General features: G+C 69.5%; 9 protein-coding genes. 4 read left to right on the top strand and 5 right to left on the bottom strand.

What is annotated here, in order from left to right:
* Positions 1-213: 213 nt before the first annotated feature.
* The 4 genes from QZM72_RS28150 to purT form a co-directional block, all read right to left on the bottom strand.
* Positions 214-1761, bottom strand: a complete 1548-nt coding sequence (locus QZM72_RS28150) for a DEAD/DEAH box helicase (protein WP_301739728.1) — start codon at positions 1759-1761, stop codon at positions 214-216.
* A 384-nt stretch (positions 1762-2145) separates the two neighbouring features.
* Positions 2146-2526: an MliC family protein gene (locus tag QZM72_RS28145; RefSeq protein ID WP_301739727.1), complete on the bottom strand. Its 381-nt coding sequence runs from the start codon at positions 2524-2526 to the stop codon at positions 2146-2148.
* 93 nt (positions 2527-2619) lie between these two features.
* Entirely contained in the window at positions 2620-2805 is a 186-nt protein-coding gene (locus QZM72_RS28140) for a DUF6726 family protein (RefSeq protein ID WP_089468073.1), read from the bottom strand.
* Between the two features lie 18 nt (positions 2806-2823).
* Positions 2824-4038, bottom strand: a complete 1215-nt coding sequence (gene purT, locus QZM72_RS28135; RefSeq protein WP_301739726.1) for a formate-dependent phosphoribosylglycinamide formyltransferase — start codon at positions 4036-4038, stop codon at positions 2824-2826.
* A 206-nt stretch (positions 4039-4244) separates the two neighbouring features.
* Between purT and QZM72_RS28130 the strand changes: the two genes are divergently transcribed.
* Both QZM72_RS28130 and QZM72_RS28125 read left to right on the top strand, forming a co-directional pair.
* A complete protein-coding gene (locus QZM72_RS28130) occupies positions 4245-4790 on the top strand; it encodes an META domain-containing protein (RefSeq protein ID WP_089468075.1) in 546 nt (181 codons plus the stop codon).
* A 177-nt stretch (positions 4791-4967) separates the two neighbouring features.
* Positions 4968-9503 carry a DNA translocase FtsK gene (locus QZM72_RS28125; protein ID WP_301739725.1) on the top strand — a complete coding sequence of 1512 codons (4536 nt, stop codon included), beginning with the start codon at positions 4968-4970 and terminating at the stop codon, positions 9501-9503.
* A 121-nt stretch (positions 9504-9624) separates the two neighbouring features.
* Here QZM72_RS28125 and QZM72_RS28120 read toward each other — a convergent pair whose 3' ends face one another.
* Positions 9625-10872 (bottom strand): lactonase family protein, encoded by a 1248-nt coding sequence (locus QZM72_RS28120; protein ID WP_301739724.1) that lies wholly within the window; start codon positions 10870-10872, stop codon positions 9625-9627.
* Positions 10873-11039: 167 nt separating this feature from the next.
* Between QZM72_RS28120 and QZM72_RS28115 the strand changes: the two genes are divergently transcribed.
* Together QZM72_RS28115 and QZM72_RS28110 are read left to right on the top strand one after the other, a co-directional pair.
* Positions 11040-12869: a glycoside hydrolase family 15 protein gene (locus QZM72_RS28115; protein WP_089468078.1), complete on the top strand. Its 1830-nt coding sequence runs from the start codon at positions 11040-11042 to the stop codon at positions 12867-12869.
* A 211-nt stretch (positions 12870-13080) separates the two neighbouring features.
* Entirely contained in the window at positions 13081-14571 is a 1491-nt protein-coding gene (locus QZM72_RS28110; protein ID WP_089468079.1) for a polyhydroxyalkanoate depolymerase, read from the top strand.
* The last annotated feature ends 57 nt before the right edge of the window (positions 14572-14628 follow it).

Here is a 14628-nt window from a genome sequence, read left to right as displayed (position 1 = left end):
GAATCCGCTCGCATGAAAGCGTGACGGCAGCCTGAGTACCGCATCCGCTGCTACACAACAGCCTCGAAATATCCGCCGCCGCAGCCGGCAAGCAATCGCCGCCGCGCGCACGCCCCCCCCGATCGCGTCGCCCAATGAAAAACGGGCACATGCTCGTCGCATGCACCCGCTTGTCCGGCAGCGCTGACGCGCCGCCCCGTCGCGCCGCCCGGCTTACGCCGACGGCTTGCGCGGCATCCCGAACCCGCCGAGCAGCGCGGCGACCTGGCGCTTCGGCCCTTTCTTCTCCGGCTGCTGCGCGGGCTGCGCATCGTCCGGCTGCTTCGCCGACGCCGACGGCTCGTACGGTTTCAGGAAGAAATCGTCGACCGGCGCTTCGTGGCGGCGATGATGGCCGCCGCGCTCGGCGCTGCCCGACCGGCGACCCGATGCACCGCGATGCTCGTCGCGATCGCGACGACCGCCGCGCTCGCCACCGCGCTCGCTGTTGCGTTCGCCGCCGCGTTCGTCGTGACGCTGGCGCGACGGCTTGTCGAGCGTGAGCGTCTGCACGTCGAGCGGACGCTTGATCAGCTTCTCGATATCGGCGAGCTGCTTGCGCTCGTTCGGGCTGCACAGCGACAGCGCGTCGCCCGTCGCACCCGCGCGGCCGGTACGGCCGATCCGGTGCACGTAGTCTTCCGCGCTGAACGGCAGGTCGAAGTTGATCACGGCCGGCAGCTCGGCGATGTCGAGGCCGCGCGCGGCCACGTCGGTCGCGACCAGCGCCTCGATCTCGCCGCGCTTGAACGCGTCGAGCGCCTGCATCCGCTCGATCTGCGTCTTGTCGCCGTGAATCGCCGACGCGACCACGCCGTCGCGTTCGAGATTGCGCGCGAGACGGCTCGCGCCGATCTTGCTGTTGCAGAACACGATCACCTGCTTGAGGCCGCGATCGCGTAGCAACTGCACGACGGCCGCCTGCTTGTCGCCTTCGGCGACGTCGTAGACGATCTGCGTGACGTTCGCGTTCGTCGAGTTGCTGCGCGCGACCTCGATCGTCTGCGGGTTGCGCAGGTAGGTCGATGCGAGCTTCTTGATTTCGCCCGAGAACGTGGCCGAGAACAGCAGCGTCTGACGCTCCTTCGGCAGCAGGTTCAGGATGCGCTGCAGATCGGGCAGGAAGCCCATGTCGAGCATCCGGTCGGCTTCGTCGAGCACGAGGATCTGCACCTGGCCGAGGTTCGCCGTCTTCTGCTGCACGTGGTCGAGCAGGCGGCCCGGCGTCGCGATCAGGATCTCGACGCCGCGGCGCAGTTCGGCCGATTGCGGATTCATGTCGACGCCGCCGAATACCACCGCGCTGCGCAGCGGCGTGTGCTTCGCATACGCGTGCACGTTCGCGGCGACCTGGTCGGCGAGTTCGCGGGTCGGCGTGAGGATCAGCGCGCGCACCGGGTGGCGCGCCGGGGACGCGCTCGTGTTCGCTTGCGGCAGCAGGCGCTGGATGATCGGCAGCGAGAAGCTCGCGGTCTTGCCGGTGCCCGTTTGCGCGGCGCCCATGACGTCGCGGCCGGCGAGCACGACCGGAATGGCCTGCGCCTGGATCGGCGTCGGCGTCGTATAGCCCTGCTCGACAATGGCTTTCAGGATATCGGGGGCAAGGCCGAATTGATCGAAGGTTGCGTCGACGGGCTTGGCGACAGAATCGGACATGGTGGCGTTTCGCTCAAAAGGCGCGGCGGGGACATCGTGCGTCAGGCCGGCCGGGCCTGCGCTCATCACAATTCGGAAATAGACGGAGCCGCGGCGCGCCGCGCGGCGCCGCTCTGGTGCTTGGGACCGGTTCAATGCGAACGCTGGACGCCAGGCCGTGCGGACTCCGTTCGGCGCGAATGCCGGCGGAAAGGGCCGTATTGTAGCACCGTGCGGGAATCTGTCCGTGACAACGCCGCGAATGGTCGCGACGGCGGTTCATGCGGCGAGTCTGCCGGGGCTCGCGGGGGCGAGCAGCCGGCCGATCGGGGTAACCGTATCGGCCGGTGAACACTATTAGGGGTTCGATCGCGCAATCTCGCCTCAGCATGCCCGCCGCCAGCCGCGCGTATCGGGCGTTCAACCCGACGCAGCCGGTCGACCCGGCCGTATAGGCGCCGCCCGCGCCGCTCAGCCCTTCTTCTTTTTCTTCTCGACCTGCACGCAGTCGGCCAGCAGCGGCGGCGACTTCGGGTCGGCGATCTCGTCGCGCAGCGTCGCCTCCTTGCCCTTCGTCCACCACGTATAGCGGCCGGCCTGATAGCGCGCGCCCGACCCCGACACCGTGTCGACGAACAGCATCTGCTTGCCGTCGACCGGCACGAGCGCGAAGCTCTGGCCGTTGCCCGCGAGCCAGTACGACACGCGTACCGGCGCCTTGTGGTTCGCGCACTGGTAGACGGTGGGCTGGCGCGCGTCGGCGTCGATTTCTTCGACGGTCAGTTGCGCGGCATGCGCGGCGGAAACGGCGCTGCCGGCGAGCGCAAGCGCGGCGAGGGTTCGGCGAATCATGCAGGTCCTCTCACGAGACGGTGGAAGCGCGCCGTCGAAGGGCGCGCGGTTATTGTTTATGAGGCCGGCGGGCAATCGCGCCGGCTGCCGGAATCAGGGGTCGATCACGTCCGCGCACGCATCGGTCGGCGCCGCGGCGACATGGCCGACGAGCGGCACGATCTTGAGCCCAGCCGACGCCACCCGGCACGGCGCGGCCGCGAGGCCGCAGCCCGCGAGACTCGCGACGAGCGCCAGCACGGCGCCCAGCTTTCCGATACGCGACCACCTCGACGCCATCGTCGTCTCCTCGTTCCGTCAGCGCGCCGACACGGGCCGCACAGCCGCGGCCGCGCGCTTCGCGCGTTCGCGGGCTTCGTCGACGGTCGCGCCGGTCGCCAGCGCGACGCCCATGCGCCGCTTCGCAAAACTTTCCGGCTTGCCGAACAGGCGCAGGTCCGCGCCCGGCACGGCGAGCGCGTCGCGTACGCCTTCGAACGCGATCCCGCGCTCGTCGAGCCCGCCGTAGATCACCGCCGACGCAGCCGGCGTGCCGAGCGCCGGATCGACCGGCAACCCGAGAATCGCCCGCGCATGCAGCTCGAATTCCGACTGGCGCTGCGACGCGAGCGTGACGAGGCCCGTATCGTGGGGCCGCGGGCTCACCTCGGAGAACCACACGTCGTCGCCGCGCACGAACAGCTCGACGCCGAACAACCCGCGCCCGCCGAGCGCCTCGGTCACCTTGTGCGCGATTTCGCGCGATTTCTCGAGCGCCGCCGCGCTCATCGGCTGCGGCTGCCATGATTCGACGTAGTCGCCCGCCACTTGCACGTGGCCGACCGGCTCGCAGAAATAGGTGCGCGTGTCGAGCGTCGCCGGGTCGATCGCGCGCACGGTCAGCTGCGTGATCTCGTAGTCGAAATCGACGAAGCCCTCGACGATCACGCGGCCGTGGTTCACGCGCCCGCCCGCCATCGCGTAGTCCCACGCGGGTTTCACGTCGGCGTCGGTCTTCACGACCGACTGCCCCTTGCCCGACGACGACATCACGGGCTTCACGACGCACGGCATGCCGATCTTCGCGACGGCCGCGCGGAAGGCGTCGAACGAATCGGCGAACGCGTACGGGGAAGTCGGCAGGTCGAGTTCCTCGGCCGCGAGCCGGCGGATCCCTTCGCGATTCATCGTGAGTTGCGTCGCGCGCGCGGTCGGGATCACCTCGGCGAGGCCGGCCGCCTCGATCGCCGCGAGCGCGTCGGTGGCGATCGCCTCGATCTCGGGAACGATCAGGTGCGGGCGCTCGGCCTCGACGACGGCCCGCAGCGCGGCCGAATCGGTCATGTCGATCACGTGCGCGCGATGCGCGACCTGATGGCCCGGCGCATCCGGATAGCGATCGACCGCGATGACTTCGACGCCGAGACGCTGCAACGCGATGATGACTTCCTTGCCGAGCTCGCCCGCGCCGAGCAGCATGACGCGCGTGGCCGAGGGTGAAAGCGGCGTACCGAGCCGCTGACCGATCTGCATGTGATTTCCCGCTGGTTCTGTTGGAGGACGAAAACGGCTTCGATGTTAACACGGGCATCGGAGCCGGTTTGGGCGGTTTGGCCGCAATCGCGCGAGGCCCGTGGGCGGCCCGCGAACGTTTTCGCGCGCGAAGTGTCGGCTCGCCTGTCGCGGGGCGGGTGCGTTACTCTTACGCCTTGATCAGAATCCGAAGAGGAACGAGGCTCATGTCCCACCTGTCCGCCGCCGCACGCGCACGCACCGGCCTGCTTCGCCCGTTGCGCGCGCCGCTCTGCGCGTTGACGCTTGCCACGCTTCTCGCCGCCTGCGCGATGCCCACCCATCCCGATTCCGCCGCCCCCGCACCCGACCCGTACAACCCGGCCGCCGTCCAGCTGCTCGACGACACGAGCTGGGAACTCACCAGTTGGGTGAACGCCGACGGCACGCAACGCGCGATCCCGCACGGCGACAACGGCGAGCCGATCAAGCTCGCGCTGTCGACCGACTCGGGCATCCGGCGCGCGAGCGGGTTCTCGGGCTGCAACCGCTACATGGGCACCTACGCGATCAAGAACGGCCTGCTGAGCTTCGGCCCGCTCGCCGGCACGCGGATGGCCTGCCCGAACACGCTCGGCGGCCAGCTCGAAGCCGCGTACCTCGACGCGCTCGCCCACATCGAGAAGACCGGCGTGCAGATGCGCGCGCCCCAGCAATTGCAGATCGTGACCCAGGCCGGCGCAACGCTGACGTTCACGCACCGGAGCCCCTGATGCACGGCGCACGCGAAGGCCGACCGACCGCCTTCGCGTGGCGCGCCACGCGCATGTGCCATCCACGTGCGTCGTGCGGCGTGAATCGGAATCACGCCGCGTTAGAGTCTTGTTCGCCGGCCGGTTAAACTCGGCGGGTCGCGCCCCGCGCGCCCCTCCCCACTCCTGTTTCAAAGCATGCACACGGTTGTTTTCGGCTGGTTCGGCATCTCCGCCGTCTGGTTCCTCCTTCTCTTCTGGCGTCTCGTGCAGGCGATGCTGCCCGGCGGCGGCGGGCTTGCCGGCCGCGGCTCGATCCGCCTGTGGCTCGGCTTCGTCGCGGTATCCGTCGCCAGTTGCACGCTGACGAGCCCGCTGTCGGGCCCCGACACGAACGCGCTCGGCCATGCGTTCTCGGCCGGCTTCGCCCACGTGCTCGGCCCGATCGGCACGCCTGTCGCGATGGTCGTGCTGTTCTTCGCCGGCTTGCCGTGGCTGTCCGGCATCGGCTGGCGGCAGTTCGCCGCGTGGGTCGACACGTCGTTCGGCGTCAAGCTGTCGCGCGACGGCGGCGACGACGACGCGCGCGGAATCGCCGACCTGCCGCGCAGCGCGCTGCATCGCGACGACGACGTCGTACAGCCGACCACCGCACACACCGTCAATTCGATGGCGCCGCGCCAGAATGGCCGGTATTCGCGTCCGACCGTGTGGAAACCCGATCCGCAGGCGCGACCGAAGCCGCGCGGCAAGACACCGCCGCGCCCGCTTGCGGAACCCGTCGCGCCGTCGGGCTGGCTGAAGCCGGCCACGCCGCAGCGCACGCCAGCGGCGCCCGCGCCGATTCCGGCCAGCGCGATGCCGCCGCCGACCACCGGCAGCACCGCCAGCCTCGCGCGCGCCGCGGCGAACGCGCAAATGCCGCGCCCCGCGCCGGCTCCGCTTCCGGCCGGATTCGAACCCGTCCGGCCGCGTCCGACCGTCGCGCGGCCGGCCACCGCCGCGCTGACGCAGACGACGCCGCGCGCCACGGTCACGCCACGACCGGCTGCCACGCAGCCGCAGCGTCCGCCGGTGCGCCCGGTCGCGGGCACGACGGCAGCCGGCCTGTCGCCGGACGCGGCACGACGCCGCCCGGCGCCGCCCGCGCCGGCCCGCGCGCCGCTCTATGCGTGGAACGAGAAGCCGGCCGCGCCGATTACGCCCGCGCCGAGCGTTCACGACACGCTGCGCTCGATCGAGGCCAGCACCGCGCAATGGGCAACGCTGGGCGGCGCGCAGTCGGGCGATGCAACGCAAACGGCGACCGCAGCCGGTGGCGTAGCCGCGGCAGCAGGCGGCGTCGCCGCGCCGGCATCGGCGGCCGCGTCGAATACGTTCGCCTCCGTAGCGCAGGGCGTCGCAACCCGGGACGCCAATGTTTCGGCCGAACCCGCTGCCGCGCCCGCGTACGACGACGCACCGATCGTGCTCGACGCCTTCATGCCGGCGGCATCCGGCATCGCGCAGGCTCCGGTCGGCGATGGGCTCACTCCTGCCTTCGATAACGCCGAACCGCACGCACGGTCGAATGCCGGCATCGACGAGGCCGCGGTCTCGCATCGCGCCGACGACGAGATTCCTCCGGTCGACGAAGCGCCGGCCGCGCCGGCATTCGGACGCGCCGCCGCACCGTCGAGCGACGCAGCCATCGATCTCGCGCCTTGGGAAGACGTCGTCAGCCCGCCGGTTTCTGTGCTCGACGTGTCGACCCAAAACCCGATCGCCGAGTCGCTGGCGCACACCGCGGGATCGGAATCCGCTCATTCGGCGTTCGCGCCGGCACGCGATGCAGTCGTTCGCGACGTCGGCACCAGCGAGCCGACCGGGTCCGTCGATATCGACGGCAAGGACGACGCGCACCCGGCGCCTGCAATGGATCGCGCTGCACCGGCTTATTTGCGTCAAGGGGTTGCCGACGCACACGCCGACGTGAAACCGGCCGACAGCATCGCTCCGTTCGCCGCCCTCCCCTCTTCGTCGATGGCGGGAACGTCGGCGCGCGCGCTTTCGGAGACCACGTCGATTGCGGCAACGTCCGCACCGGCCGGGTCGCGGATCGCACCGAACGCTGCGCAGCCGGTTGACGCGGAACCCGCCGCACCGCTGCCGGCCGTCGCTCAACGCGCGACGCCCGCTACATACTGGACGCCGCCGACGATGCAGCCGGCCGCGATACCGACGACCGTCGCCGCGGAATTGCCGAAATCGCCGACGGTTCAACCGTTTGCCGCGGCATCGACGGCTTCGGCCGTCGCTACATCGTCGCAAGTCGGCACGGCGCCTGATTCGACCGCCTCCGCATCGAGCATCGCGCCCGTCGCCGCCGTTTCGCCGGTCGGCGTAACCGGCACCGCGTCCGCTTCGCTGTCGCAACCGGCCGCATCGGCGCCGCCCGTTACTTCGGCCGCATCGGCACCACCTGCCGGTGTCGCGAGCATGACTTACGGCTCGCCTCCCCTCGCTTCGACGTCCGCATCGACCGATGCGCGCGCCGGGATGCCGTCGACGACCGGCACGCCGGGCTCGACGTTCGGTTCGACCGGGCAAGCGCCCGCAACACCGGCGCCGGCCACCGCGACACTCGCGACTTTCACGTCCGCGCCCATCGCTGCACCGTCTTCCGCGCCGGCATCGACGTTGTCCACCGACACGGCAACCACGTCGATCGGCCCGACGACCTTCACGACATCAAGCTCATCGGGCGCAGTCGCTCCGCAGCCGGCAATCGGCCTGCCCGTGTCGCCCGCCGCGTCGGCCACGGCGTCACCGTCCTCCGGTACGATCGCGCCGCCGACCACGACCGCCGCGACTCCGGCTTACCCGAGCGCAGCCGCGCCTGCCGCTGCGGCCGGATCGCCGACGGCCCTCGGTGCGGCCGCTGCGACGCAGGCTCCGTCGATCGCGGCCATCCCTGCCGCAGTCGCAACCCGGACGTTCACGACACCGCCCGCGCCTGCCGCCTCGTCGGCAAGCTGGCCCATGTCGCATGACGTGACCGCAACGCCGACCGCTGCACCGCCCACAGCAACCGTTCCCGGCGCGGCGCTCCCGGCCACGCCGGGAACCGTCATTTCCGCGCCGCCGCCCGTCGCGATCCCGCCGATCGGCGCACCGGCCACCGACGCGACCGAGCCGCCCGAACCGGCCCCGGCCGCGCCCCCCGCCCCTCAGCCGCGCCCGAACGCGTTCGAATTCCACGCACCGGCGTCGTTCAACGTCGAACTGCCGACGCTCGACCTGCTCGAGCCCGCGTCCGACGACGTCGAAACGATCACCGAGGAGCACCTCGCGCAAACCGCGCAGGTGATCGAACAGCGGCTGCAGGAATTCAAGGTGCCGGTGACGGTGGTCGGCGCGTCGGCCGGCCCCGTGATCACGCGCTTCGAGATCGAACCGGCGCTCGGCGTGCGCGGCAGCCAGATCGTCGGGCTGATGAAGGACCTGTCGCGCGGCCTCGGCCTCACGTCGATCCGCGTCGTCGAGACGATCCCCGGCAAGACCTGCATGGGCCTCGAACTGCCGAACGCGAAGCGCCAGATGATCCGCCTGTCGGAGATCCTCGAATCGCGCCAGTACCAGCATTCGCCGTCGCAACTGACGATCGCGATGGGCAAGGACATCACCGGCCACCCGGTCGTCACCGATCTCGCGAAGGCGCCGCACATGCTCGTGGCCGGCACGACGGGCTCGGGCAAGTCTGTGGCGATCAACGCGATGATCCTGTCGCTGCTGTACAAGGCGACGCCGGAAGACGTCCGGCTCATCATGATCGACCCGAAGATGCTCGAGCTGTCGGTCTACGAAGGCATCCCGCACCTGCTCGCGCCGGTCGTCACCGACATGAAGCTCGCGGCGAACGCGCTGAACTGGTGCGTCGGCGAAATGGAGAAGCGCTACCGGCTGATGTCGGCCGTCGGCGTGCGCAACCTCGCGGGCTTCAACCAGAAGATCCGCGACGCGCAAGCGAAGGAAAAGAAGATCGGCAACCCGTTCTCGCTGACGCCCGAGGATCCGGAGCCGCTGTCGACGCTGCCGCTGATCGTCGTCGTGATCGACGAGCTGGCCGACCTGATGATGGTCGCCGGCAAGAAGATCGAGGAGCTGATCGCCCGCCTCGCGCAAAAGGCGCGCGCGGCCGGCATCCACCTGATCCTCGCGACGCAGCGGCCGTCCGTCGACGTGATCACGGGCCTCATCAAGGCGAACATCCCGACGCGTGTCGCGTTCCAGGTGTCGTCGAAGATCGACTCGCGCACGATCCTCGACCAGATGGGCGCCGAGTCGCTGCTCGGGATGGGCGACATGCTGTTCCTGCCGCCGGGCACCGGTTATCCGCAGCGCGTGCACGGCGCGTTCGTCGCCGACGAGGAAGTGCACCGGATCGTCGAATATCTGAAGCAGTTCGGCGAACCGCAGTACGAGGAAGGGATTCTCGACGGCCCGGCCGCCGACGGCGCGACGCAGGACCTGTTCGGCGATGCGCCGGATGCGGAAGCCGATCCGCTGTACGACGAAGCCGTCGCGTTCGTCGTGCGCACGCGGCGCGCGTCGATCTCGTCGGTGCAGCGGCAGTTGCGCATCGGCTACAACCGCGCGGCGCGGCTCGTCGAGCAGATGGAAGCCGCGGGCCTCGTGTCGGCGATGGGCATCAACGGCAGCCGCGAGGTGCTCGTGCCGGCCGCGGCCGACTGAGGCCGGCGGCCCGCCGGCCGCGACTCGTCGATACGGGCGCGCCGCGCAAGCGGCTGCCCCCAATACGAAGGGCGCTGCCTCGGCAGCGCCCTTCCTGCATCGACCGGGAATCGGCCGCGATTTACTGCGCGACCGGCACCAGCTTGAAATCCACCGGCTTGCCGACCGCGACCTTCTGCGGATTCGCGCCGAGCTGCCCCGTTTCGACGTCGCGACTGAACACGTAGAACGTGTCGCTGTCCTGGTTGCCGACGATCAGCCACTTGCCGGTCGGATCGATCAGGAATTCGCGCGGCGTCTTGCCGAGGCTCGACTGGCGGCCGACACGCTTCAGCCGGCCGTCGGCCTGGTTCACCGCGTAGATCACCAGGTCGTTCGCGTCGCCGCGGTTGCTCGCATACAGGAAGCGGCCGTCCGGCGACAGGTGGATCGCGCCGCCGCCGACCTTGCCCTTGAAGCCCGGCGCCGTCATCGGCACCGTCTGGACCGGCGTCAGCTTGCCGTCGTGATAGCCGAACACCTCGACCGACGCGTTGAGCTCGCTCGTCACGTATGCGAAGCGGCCGTCGGCGCCGAACACCATGTGACGCGGGCCGGAGCCGGCTTTCACCGGCGTGTAGCGCGTGTCGGTCGGGCTGATCAGCCCGCGGCTGCCGTCCACCGTGTAGCGGTAGCCGTAGATCTTGTCCGTACCGAGATCCTGCACGAACAGGTAGCGGCCGTCCGGCGAAAACACCGTCGAATGCACGTGCGCGCCGTCCTGGCGGCCCTTCACGGGCCCGGTGCCTTCGTGATGAACGGTCAGCACGGCCTGGCCGACCGCGCCGTCGTCGCGCAGCGGGAACACCGCGAAGCTGCCGCCCGGATCGGCCGCGACCGAGTAATTGGCGGTCACGAGATACTTGCCGTCCGGCGACAGCGCGAGATAGCAGGGGTCGTTCCCTTCCGACGATACGCGATCGATGAAGCTCAACGCGCCCGTCTTCGCGTCGAAGCGGAACGCGCTGACGCCGCCGCGCTGCGTCGCGGGACCGTCGTCGCCGGGCAGCTCGTTGACCGCGTAGACGGTGCGACCGTCGCGGCTAGGCAACAGATACGACGGATTCACGGTCTTCGCCGACGATACCGGCGCGACGCTGCCGGTCTTGGTATCGAAGCGGTACACGTAGATCCCGTCGCTGCCGCCGCCCGTATAGGTGCCGACGAGCAGGTTGTAGACGCCGTCGGCCGGGGCGGACGATTGCTGCGCGAATGCGTGGGTCGCGGACAGGGACAGCACGATCGCGAAACCTTTCATCCAGTGAGCGAACCTAAGCGGGAACCCTCGTGTCGAAGCGCGTGCGTCACGCTCCCGTAAACGGTTGGGCATTGAATCCTCCTTGCATCGAGTCGCTTCAAGTGTTGAGATAGGACGAAACGCCGGCCGTTCATGCGCTCCGCCGCCCGGCCGAGTATACGGGGCGCGGCGCCCGGGCGTGAAGTCCGGGCCGCCGACGTCCGCATTGTGAAACTCGAATACCCAAGGATCGCCTGCCCATGCCCGCCCTGATCGAAGACTACGCCCTCGTCGGCGACGGCCATACGGCCGCGCTGATCGCAAAAGACGGCTCCGTCGACTGGCTGTGCTGGCCCCGCTTCGATTCGGGCGCCTGCTTCGCGGCGCTGCTCGGCACGCCAGAGCACGGCCGCTGGCTGCTTGCTCCGGCCGCCGACGCCGCGATCACGCACACGACACGCCGCTATCGCGGCGATACGCTGATTCTCGAAACCGATTACGAAAGCGCCGACGGCGCCGTCACCGTGATCGACTTCATGCCGCCCGGCAACGGCTGGTCCGAACTGGTGCGCATCGTCGTCGGCCGCCACGGCACGATGAAGATGCGCATGGAGCTCGTGTTGCGCTTCGACTACGGCTTCTCGATTCCGTGGGTCACGCAACTGACCCGCGAGGACGGCATGAAGGCCATCGCCGGCCCCGATACCGTCGTGCTGCGCACGCCGGTGCCGCTCACCGGCAAGAACCTCCATACGCTCGCGGAATTCACGGTGAGCGCCGACGAGCGCGTGCCGTTCTCGCTCGGCTACGCGGCGTCGCACATGCGGCTGCCGCCGGCGCGCGATCCGCTGTCGATGCTCGCGCGCACCGAGAACTACTGGCTCGAATGGTCGGGCCGCTGCCAGGTGCAGGGCCGCTACGCGGCCGCCGTGCGCCGCTCGCTGATCACGCTGAAGGCGCTCGCGTACGAGCCCACCGGCGGCATCGTCGCCGCGCCGACCACGTCGCTGCCCGAGAAGATCGGCGGCAACCGCAACTGGGACTACCGCTACTGCTGGCTGCGCGACGCGACGATCACGCTGCTCGCGCTGATGCGCGGCGGCTACTACGACGAGGCGCGCGCGTGGCGCACGTGGCTCGGCCGCGTGATGGCCGGCTCGCCCGAGCAGATCCAGATCATGTACGGGATCGCCGGCGAGCGCCGGCTGCCGGAGATGGAACTCGACTGGCTGCCCGGCTACCAGGACTCGCTGCCGGTGCGCGTCGGCAACGGCGCCGCGAACCAGCTCCAGCTCGACGTGTTCGGCGAGGTGATGGCCGCGCTGCACCTCGCGCGCGTGGGCGGCCTGCAGGCCGACGACACGGTCTGGTCCGTGCAGTGCGCGCTGCTCGACCACCTCGAGAAGATCTGGCAGGAACCCGACGAAGGGATCTGGGAAACGCGCGGCGGCCGCCGCCATTTCACGTTCTCGAAGGTGATGGCGTGGGTCGCGTTCGACCGCGCGATCAAGTCGGCGGAAATGTTCCGGCTGCCCGGCTCGCTCGACCGCTGGCGCGCGCTGCGCGAGCGGATCCATGCGGACGTCTGCGCGAACGCGTGGCACGAAGGCAAGCAGGCGTTCGCGCAGAGCTACGGCAGCGACGAGCTCGACGCGAGCGTGCTGCTGCTGCCGCAGCTCGGCTTCCTGCCGCCGGAAGACCCGCGCATCGTCGGCACGGTCGAAGCGATCGAACGGGAATTGCTGCACGACGGGCTCGTGATGCGCTACCGCACGACCGAATACGACGACGGCCTGCCGCCGGGCGAAGGCACGTTTCTCGCGTGCAGCTTCTGGCTGGTCGACAGCTACGCGCTGCTCGGCCGGATCGACGACGCGCATCGGCTGTTCAGCCGCCTGCTCGCGCTGTCGAACGACCTCGGGCTGCTCGCCGAAGAGTACGACCCGGTGGCCGGGCGGCTCGTCGGCAATTTCCCGCAGGCGTTCTCCCACGTGGCGCTCGTGCACACCGCGATGAACCTGATGCACCACGAAGAAGCGATGGCGCGCGCGGCCGGCCAGCCCGCGCCGGCCGTGGCCACCGGCCGCTGAGCAGCGCAGGCGGCCTTGTTCAGAGATCGTCAAATCGCAACACCATGATGAAAACCCGGGGAAATGTTGCATTGCACCACCGATCGTTGTCCGATATGATCGGCGAGATTGTCCGGCTGCAATGCAACATGGCCGGCCGCTGACCCACACGGCACGCCGCGACGCCACACGCCGCCCTTGCGCACCGTCCCCCCACGCGGGAGTAGCCTGCATGCTTTACCAACTGCACGAATTCCAGCGGGCGATGCTGAGCCCGCTCACGGCCTGGGCCCAGGCCGCGTCGAAGTCGTTCGCGAATCCTTCCAGCCCGTTCTCGCTGATGCCCGGCGCGCCGCGGATGGCGGCCGCCTATGAACTGATGTATCGGCTCGGCAAGGATTACGAAAAGCCGGAATTCAACATTCATCAGATCGTCAAGGACGGCCACAACATCCCGATCGTCGAGCAGACGATCATCGAGAAGCCGTTCTGCCGGCTGCTGCGCTTCAAGCGCTATTCGGACGATGCCGACGCCGTCACGCAACTGAAGGACGAACCGGTCGTGCTGGTCTGCGCGCCGCTGTCGGGTCACCATTCGACGCTGCTGCGCGACACGGTGCGCACGCTGCTGCAGGATCACAAGGTCTACATCACCGACTGGATCGACGCGCGGATGGTGCCGGTCGAAGTCGGCCCGTTCCACCTGCACGACTACATCGCGTACATCCAGGAGTTCATCCGCCATATCGGCGCGCGCAACCTGCACGTAATCTCGGTATGCCAGCCGACGGTGCCGGTGCTCGCGGCGATTTCGCTGATGGCGAGCCGCGGCGAGGACACGCCGCTCACGATGACGATGATGGGCGGCCCGATCGACGCGCGCCGCAGCCCGACGTCGGTGAACTCGTTGGCCACGCAACACTCGACCGCGTGGTTCGAGAACAACGTGATCCACACGGTGCCCGCGAACTATCCGGGCGAAGGCCGCCAGGTGTATCCGGGCTTCCTTCAGCACACGGGCTTCGTCGCGATGAACCCGGAGCGCCACGCGCAATCGCACTGGGACTTCTACCAGAGCCTGCTGCGCGGCGACGAGGACGACGCCGAAGCGCACCGCCGTTTCTACGACGAATACAACGCGGTGCTCGACATGGCCGCCGAGTATTACCTCGAGACAATCCGCGTCGTGTTCCAGGAATTCCGGCTCGCGGAAGGCACGTGGGACGTCGAGGGCGAGCGCGTGCGGCCGCAGGACATCAAGCACACCGCGCTGATGACGATCGAGGGCGAACTCGACGACATCTCGGGCAGCGGCCAGACGCACGTCGCGCACGAGCTGTGCACGGGCATCCCGCAGGACGATCGCCGCAGCCTGACCGCCGAGAAGTGCGGCCACTACGGGATCTTCTCGGGCCGCCGCTGGCGCACGATCATCTATCCGCAACTGCGCGACTTCATTCGCGAGCATGCGCCGGAACCGAAGCACGGCGCGACGAAGTTGCCCGTCGATGCGCAGGATGCGACCACGATCGGCGTCGTGCCGGCCGCCAAGCCGGAGCCGGAAACCGCGGTGCGCGCCACCGCCGCGAAACGCACGCGCGCGAAGACGCCGGCCGTGACGGTCGCGCCCGCCCGGACGCCCGCCGCGAAGGCCGCGCCCGCCGCGAAACGCGCGGCAGGCAGCCCGCGCGCCAAAACCGTGCGGGCCCGCAAGGCCGCCTGACGCGCCGCGTTCCGACGCAAAAACGCCGCCGTTGCTTCGCGCAACGGCGGCGTTTTT

Origin of the sequence: Burkholderia sp. AU45388 (genome assembly GCF_030481585.1) — a bacterium.
Taxonomy (GTDB): Bacteria; Pseudomonadota; Gammaproteobacteria; order Burkholderiales; family Burkholderiaceae; genus Burkholderia; species Burkholderia sola.
This window is presented reverse-complemented; position numbering and strand designations above follow the sequence as displayed.

Excerpts from the sequence above, each read along its gene's own strand:
- QZM72_RS28115 (WP_089468078.1), top strand. The coding sequence starts at position 11,040 with ATGCCCGCCCTGATCGAAGACTACGCCCTCGTCGGCGACGGCCATACG.
- QZM72_RS28130 (WP_089468075.1), top strand. The coding sequence starts at position 4,245 with ATGTCCCACCTGTCCGCCGCCGCACGCGCACGCACCGGCCTGCTTCGC.
- QZM72_RS28120 (WP_301739724.1), bottom strand. The coding sequence starts at position 10,872 with ATGCCCAACCGTTTACGGGAGCGTGACGCACGCGCTTCGACACGAGGG.
- QZM72_RS28110 (WP_089468079.1), top strand. The coding sequence starts at position 13,081 with ATGCTTTACCAACTGCACGAATTCCAGCGGGCGATGCTGAGCCCGCTC.
- QZM72_RS28145 (WP_301739727.1), bottom strand. The coding sequence starts at position 2,526 with ATGATTCGCCGAACCCTCGCCGCGCTTGCGCTCGCCGGCAGCGCCGTT.
- purT (WP_301739726.1), bottom strand. The coding sequence starts at position 4,038 with ATGCAGATCGGTCAGCGGCTCGGTACGCCGCTTTCACCCTCGGCCACG.
- QZM72_RS28150 (WP_301739728.1), bottom strand. The coding sequence starts at position 1,761 with ATGAGCGCAGGCCCGGCCGGCCTGACGCACGATGTCCCCGCCGCGCCT.
- QZM72_RS28140 (WP_089468073.1), bottom strand. The coding sequence starts at position 2,805 with ATGGCGTCGAGGTGGTCGCGTATCGGAAAGCTGGGCGCCGTGCTGGCG.
- QZM72_RS28125 (WP_301739725.1), top strand. The coding sequence starts at position 4,968 with ATGCACACGGTTGTTTTCGGCTGGTTCGGCATCTCCGCCGTCTGGTTC.